This window comes from Microcoleus sp. K4-B3, from assembly GCF_036704615.1.
Taxonomy (GTDB): Bacteria; Cyanobacteriota; Cyanobacteriia; order Cyanobacteriales; family Microcoleaceae; genus Microcoleus.
Genome location: NZ_JAUBSF010000163.1, coordinates 1 through 5,943, shown reverse-complemented (window position 1 = coordinate 5,943; position 5,943 = coordinate 1). Strand labels below are relative to the sequence as shown.

The 5,943-nt window shown below is 46.8% G+C and carries 5 protein-coding genes; 2 read left to right on the top strand and 3 right to left on the bottom strand.

The window, feature by feature from the left end; genetic code table 11:
* Window positions 1-264: 264 nt before the first annotated feature.
* The 3 genes from rodA to QUA78_RS31445 form a co-directional block, all read right to left on the bottom strand.
* On the bottom strand, window positions 265-1,524 hold the full coding sequence (gene rodA, locus QUA78_RS31455) for a rod shape-determining protein RodA (protein ID WP_333399222.1): 1,260 nt from the start codon (window positions 1,522-1,524) through the stop codon (window positions 265-267).
* A 252-nt stretch (window positions 1,525-1,776) separates the two neighbouring features.
* Window positions 1,777-2,124, bottom strand: coding sequence for a VOC family protein (locus tag QUA78_RS31450; protein WP_190740181.1), 348 nt, complete (start codon window positions 2,122-2,124; stop codon window positions 1,777-1,779).
* A gap of 61 nt (window positions 2,125-2,185) precedes the next feature.
* Window positions 2,186-4,597: a tetratricopeptide repeat protein gene (locus QUA78_RS31445; protein ID WP_333306812.1), complete on the bottom strand. Its 2,412-nt coding sequence runs from the start codon at window positions 4,595-4,597 to the stop codon at window positions 2,186-2,188.
* A 214-nt stretch (window positions 4,598-4,811) separates the two neighbouring features.
* Between QUA78_RS31445 and QUA78_RS31440 the strand changes: the two genes are divergently transcribed.
* Window positions 4,812-5,018, top strand: coding sequence for an NfeD family protein (locus QUA78_RS31440; protein WP_333306810.1), 207 nt, complete (start codon window positions 4,812-4,814; stop codon window positions 5,016-5,018).
* A gap of 315 nt (window positions 5,019-5,333) precedes the next feature.
* Window positions 5,334-5,519 (top strand): NfeD family protein, encoded by a 186-nt coding sequence (locus tag QUA78_RS31435; RefSeq protein WP_333306807.1) that lies wholly within the window; start codon window positions 5,334-5,336, stop codon window positions 5,517-5,519.
* Window positions 5,520-5,943 lie beyond the last annotated feature (424 nt).

The window sequence follows — 5,943 nt, the reverse complement described above, 5'->3', positions numbered from 1 at the left end:
TTTTAGTAGGCATTGACTTTTTATAAATATCATTATATTGTACTATACAATATGCGTTTTAGATGCTGAACAGCTTATACGTTTATTTATTGTTTAGCAAGAGAGTCAGTGATTTTTTGAGCAATGAAATTTTTAATCTGGTGACTCACGCTCTTCATGAGAGAAAACGCGAGCCCCCTTTTTCGGCACACTATATATAGTGTGCCTGCGTAAGTCCTGATTATGGTTAATTCACCGGACACGATATTACCAATTGCAAATTGCCTAATTCCAACGCTTCTTGCGCTGTCGCTGGTTCGCCACCGACTCCACCAGTCCCAGTCCGAGAAAATTACTCAGCAGCGACGCATTCCCGTAACTCAGGAAAGGGAGCGGAATGCCCGTCACTGGAGCCAAGCCAATGTTCATCCCAATATTTACGAACACCTGAAAAATCAACATTGACAGTACGCCGATCGCCAGCAAAGAACCAAAATTATCGTTAGCAGTTTGAGCGATCGTCACCAACCGGAAACAAATTATCCAGAACACCAACAGCACGCAAATGCACCCAATAAACCCCAATTCTTCGCCAATAGCTGAAAAGATAAAGTCCGTATGCTGTTCGGGAATAAAGTTAAGCTGAGTTTGCGTTCCGTGAAATAAACCCCTGCCTTTGAGTTCCCCAGCCCCAATCGCAATCCGAGATTGAATCAAGTGATATCCGCTGCCTAAAGGGTCTTTCTCGGGATTTAAAAACCCTGTCAGGCGCATTTTTTGATAATCCTTGAGCACATTCCAAAAAATATGTCCGAGGTGTCCAGAAACAACGTTCACCAACACAGCACCGAAAGTCCCCAACCAGGGCCAAGGCAGGGTTCGCCAAGCGATAATACCCGCAACAACTACCCAGGCTATCCAAATCGGTGTATACAGGTTATTGAAGAGAACTGAGATGAGAGGAGAAAATAGCAATATTAGCCAGCCGGGATTGACATTACCCCAGTAAAACATCCCCATTGTGATCGCGCCGAACACTAAGGAAGTACCTAAATTTGGTTCGGCAAATATCAATCCCCAGGGTACAGCCATAATTGCCAGCATCCTCAACATATTACCTACCGTGGGGACACTCTTCTCGTGCAGGAGAGCTGCTAAAGTGACAATCATGCCTACTTTGGCAAATTCTGACGGTTGCAGGTAAAAGCCGCCGATGTTGATCCACCGCTGGGCACCGAGTCCTGTAGTACCGATAAACCGCACTGCGATCAGCGACAAATTGATTAATATGTAAATCGGCCATTTCCACTCCAGCAGTATTTGGTAGCGGCAGCGGGAAATGATGATGGCGAGGAACAAACCGACTCCACCAGTTACCCAGTGTCGCCACCAGTCGATGAGTCCCTGGTTGATTTCGACGCTGCGAATCATGATTCCCCCGAAGATGGTGAGGGCGATGCAAGCGGCAAACAGCCAAGGGTCTGCTTCTTCCCAGGGTTTGAAGATTGATTTCCAGCGGTTTCTGACTTGTATTCTCTGCAACATGAGGATTTTAGATTTTAGATTTTAGATTATCGAGCCGATTTTCGGAAGTTGTGGATATAGTTCGGATTCAGAGCCTGCACCTTACTGTAGGAGCGTCGGTGTGAGTATCTCACATTATTCGGGCAGTTCTAGGGAGGTTCCGGGCCCTCAGCAACGGGCTAGGAGTGGGCCGACACACTAATCTGTAGCGTGCGCGACCTGGCGCACCTTATGCGGATTTAGCCCGATCGCGATCCGCAAGTCCGAAAATAGTCAGGCCGGTTCGTAAAGATACTCGAAGCCGTTCCCATCTGGATCTCTGCCGTAAAAAGATGCAGTACCGTCGCGGTGTTCGTGAATGTGGGTGACGGAAACACCATCGGCTTTGAGTTGTTGGTAGGCGGATTCCATTTCGGTACGATCGTCAAATACAAACCCAAAATGCGGCCCTGCTTGGTCGTAACTCGGACTCAACAGCGCCAATCCGTCCTCTCCTGCTTTCAAATAAGCCCAGTCTGCATCTTTCCAGACTAACTCCATGCCCAAGTTTAGATAGAACTCAGCAGACTTCTCTATATCTTGCACGCAGACGGCTACGTGTCCCAATCGTTTTAGTTTCATGTCAACAAAATTTATGGTTGTTCTTTCGTTTATTGTATCTATTTTCTGATTTGTTACTCAATTAATTAGGTATTTTTTCGATTTTTTTAGTCGCGGCTAACTCTACTTTTTCTACTTGTTTGCTGGCGTCCATTTCGCCGAACAGTTGAACGGCGCGGTCAAAATTTTCTTGAGTTTTCTCGATGTTACCAAGTTTTTGTTCTGTCAGTGCTAGTTGATAGCAAGCTTCGGCTCGGTCTAATTTGGCGCTGGCTCGATCGAGTATTTCTATTGCTTCTGCATGGTGCTGCAGGGCTTGGTCAAATTCTCCCCGTTCTCGGTACAGCGCTGCTGTACCGCTGAGAGCTTTGGCTTTGATGGTGCTGTACTGGTTTTGGTCGGCGATCGCGATCGCTTGGCGGTACAAGCTCAAAGCTTTCTCTGTCTCTCCCAGGTTTTGATAGGTGGCGGCGAGAAAAACTAACTTGTATCCCGTACTCACCAAATGACTGTTTTCCCGATCGGCATAAAGTTTTTCGGCGAGATCCTCCGCCTCTTTTTTGGCTCCGACACAGGAGTTGAGGAAAGCTAACCCGACATCGATCGAATAGCTATTAATCCCGATTTCGTCTCGCAAAGGTTTCAGCTTGACAAATATCTCCATAGCTGATTCTAATTCGCGCATTTCTATTTGACAAAAACCTATATTAATTGCAGCGTTAACTTTCCAAAATTCCAGATTTGCTTGTTTGCCGTTTTCCGGCTCGCTGCTTTTTGCTATAATTTGCAAAGATTTAGTTGCTTTTATTTCTGATATTTGATGGCATTCTATGGCTTGATTTATTTCACCTAAGATCCGGTAACAAATACCTAAAATACTGTATAAACCGCTCAAATAATAATCAGAAGTCACATTGTTGACGATGCGAGTAGTTGCTGAAATTATGGGCTGCAAGAAACCTAATTTGTAGAGCGCTCTACCGAGCTTGTAATCTTTGGCAAACTGGATATTGATTTTTTTGAGGATGACGCTCGCGGCCTGCTCGAAACAGCTAATTGCCACATAATGATAGTAAGCTTCAAAAGCTTTCAGCGCATCTTCTACAGTCTCAATATTTTCAACACTCTCGCTCCAGAACTCGGCTGCTTTGCGGTTTGCAGTTTCCCAGTCTCCGGGCGAGAGCCGATCGACCGCTTCTTCCCGAATTGCTGGATGCAGCCAGTATTCCCCCTTCTGAGACTCGACTAGCGATCGGTGCAACAGCGATTTAATGATTTGTCGGCGTCCGGCTTCGGGTACGTCCCACAGCAAACACAAAAGTCCGTCAGTAGGGACTGTCGGCACGTCTTGATAGCGGTAACAGCCCAAGCGACAGAGGAGTTGATAGGCTTCCAAATCGAGTTCTTGCAGGCGGTTAAACTGACTGGTAACTAAATTTTTTAAGTCAGTTTCAAGGAGGGGATGGTCGCTGTTTTCCAGCCAGTAAGCCGCCATATCTCCGTCAAAGTCTTCTCGCATTGTGCCCCAAAGGATGCCCATTGCTTTGGCATTACCGCCGTAAACTTTGTGCATTTCCTTGAGGGCGACAGGATCTATCTTAATATTGCGATCGCTAAAAAATTGCTGCCAAACTTCCACCTCTAATCCCGGAAGCAGGTAGTGTTCGACGGTTACGTCTGAATCGCAAAGCCGATCGCGACTGGTAATCAGCGTTACCGACTGCACCTCCGCGTCAGCCAAAACTCGCAACAGTTCCACGTAAAGCCGGTGCGGTTCAATAAACTTACCTTGTCCGTCGAGTGCGGCTTCCAAATTGTCAATCAATACGCCGACTTTGTGAGTCTGAAGCTGCCGCTTCAGCCGCCCCAAGGTGACGCCAAAGTCGGGCCCTGGTTCTTCCTGAAAGTCTTGCTTGAGCCATTCTTCGATCGCGCTTTCCAAGGCTGTGATGTTCTCTGTCTCTTTTGCCATCAACAGTTCAATTACCCGATCGAACCCTTGAGATTTCAGATACTGTCTGGCCAAAGTCGTTTTGCCCATACCGCCGGCACTTTGGATGACAATCACTTTTGCACCTTGCGCGACGAGGGTATTGAGATCGGCGATTGCCGCTTCCCTGCCCAAAAAGTTGGGATTTTCGATCTCCAATTCCGCATCGGGGTGGTTAGGCACTTGGGCCGGAACAATTTGTCCCGACTGCGGTTCAAGTTTCGAGTAGCTGCGCCAATACCGCTCTACAACCGCTTGAAGGTTGTCTCTTTTAATTTTTTCGCCTTCTCCAAACAGCGCTGAAAGCCGCTTCCACAAATTAGAGGCAGCATCCTTAACAGTCCCTACTCCATACCCTTCACTATCTGCAACCTGTTGGTACGTCCTGCCTTGCACTCCCATCCATGCTTCGCGAAAGATAGCGCTGTCAAGGTTGTCGAGAGTTTTCAGGTTTCGAGCCACAAGTAACGAGTTGGTAAAATCCAGTGCACGATCGGCTTCCATTTAGTCACCAGGTTTAGCGTTACCCATCTGACACAACTTTAACAGACTTTTTCCGACTCGCTTACACCCTCAAACAGTGGACTTGTATAGACTTTTACCGACTGACACGGCCGAGGTTGGCGGGGGATACTGTTGAGTGTGGAGGGGAAGTTGACAGACAAGCTTCTAACTTACACACCGATCGAGTCGAGTTTATATTTAGGAGCAAGCAGCTATGTCTATTAACGATGTTGAAACAGCGATCGTGGATGAAGAAATTCGACCTAATGAGCCCGGTCGCGTTCGTTTCCAAAACAGTTGGTGGCCGGCGAAGTGCGATCGAGACATGACTTTTGAACCCGGTGAGGTGGTTCGCGTCGTGGGAATTGACAATATTACTTTGATCGTTGCAGCGGCGTTTGTCATCAATTCTGAAAGTTAAGGCAAATCTACAATCGGGAGCAAGCAATCATGAATTTTGACAATTCCCAAAAAGCGATCGTGGATGAAGAAATTCGACCTCATGAGTTCGGTCGTGTTCGTTTCCAAAACAGTTGGTGGCCGGCGAAGTGCGATCCTCTTCGAGGGCTCCGCTAACGAGACCTGACTTTTGAACCCGGTGACGAGGTTCGCGTAGTCGGAATTGACAATATTACTTTAATAGTTGAAGCGTCATTATAAATCAATGGTTTAGGGACTCGGACTATCAGTTTTTAGTATCTCAAAGTTACGAAAAATTTGCAATTAGGAGCAAACTATGATGACTGTCAGCTATTTGGAAAAAGCGATAGTAGAAGAAGAAATTCGGCCTAATAAATGCGGCATCGTCCGCTTCCAAAGCAGTTGGTGGCCCGCTAAGTGCGATCGAAAAATAACTTTGAAACCGGGTGACGTGGTTCGCGTCGTGAGACTTGACAACATTACTCTGATAGTTGAAGCGTAGTTAGAAATTAAGAAGTTAGCGAGTCAAGCTATAAGTTTATCGCATCTCAAAGTTGCGGCAAACTTGGAATTAGAAGCCAAAAATCATGACTGTCAGGCATTTGGAAAAAGCGATCGTAGAAGAAGAAAGTCGGCCTGACAAATTCGGCTTCGTCCCCTTCCAAAGCAGTTGATGGCCTGCTCCGGTGCGATAAAGGCATAACTTTTAAACCGGGAGATCTGGTTTATGTGGTGGGAATTGACAAGATTACCTTGCTGCTGGAGGGTATGGCTTGAAATGTCGGAATTTGCGCTCGCGCCGACAAACTGAGCTTTCTTTAAACCCTGTCGGTTTAAGTTAGCAGCAGTGTTAGAGTCGATTAGGGAGTTACCCCCCTAACCTCTCCTTCAGAACCGTGCGTGAGACTTTCATCTCACACGGCTCC